At 40.0% G+C, this 460-nt stretch carries 1 pseudogene; it reads right to left on the bottom strand.

What is annotated here, in order from left to right:
* A pseudogene (locus OI18_RS23480) lies at window positions 1-304 on the bottom strand (phytanoyl-CoA dioxygenase family protein); the annotation flags it as partial.
* Window positions 305-460 lie beyond the last annotated feature (156 nt).

Here is a 460-nt window from a genome sequence, read left to right as displayed (position 1 = left end):
GATCCTGGTGATAGGAAACAAACCAGTTGGAATCTCCAGGCTTGTCAAAGTAAATTGACTTTACAATAAAAAACTCGGAACCAAATCTTGAATCAATAAACTTCTTGAAGTGGTCATTAAAAATCAGTTCTAAAGCATTCGGTACTTCTTTAAAGAACTGACGGACGGCAAATAAATCATTTGATTTTCGAAATGTCGGTTTATTTGAGTCAGCTGCCTCAATGACTTTTATAATCTCTTCGATCTGAAAGTCAGAATAAATTCCATTTATTATTTCGAAGCCGTCAATATCAAGTTGTGGCATAAAATATCGGGTGTTTCACAAGGCTTGCCCATAACGTTGAGGGATTGGCGAAGGCGGGCTCTTTGGTTCCTTGACATCCGTCAGGTAGTTGGCCGCCCGCTTTTGCCAAGCCCTTATGCTATAAAGTAGGCGTCTAGAGTAGGACAGTAGTCCAAA

The sequence above is a fragment of the Flavihumibacter solisilvae genome (genome assembly GCF_000814475.1).
Classification (GTDB): domain Bacteria; phylum Bacteroidota; class Bacteroidia; order Chitinophagales; family Chitinophagaceae; genus Flavihumibacter; species Flavihumibacter solisilvae.
This window is presented reverse-complemented; position numbering and strand designations above follow the sequence as displayed.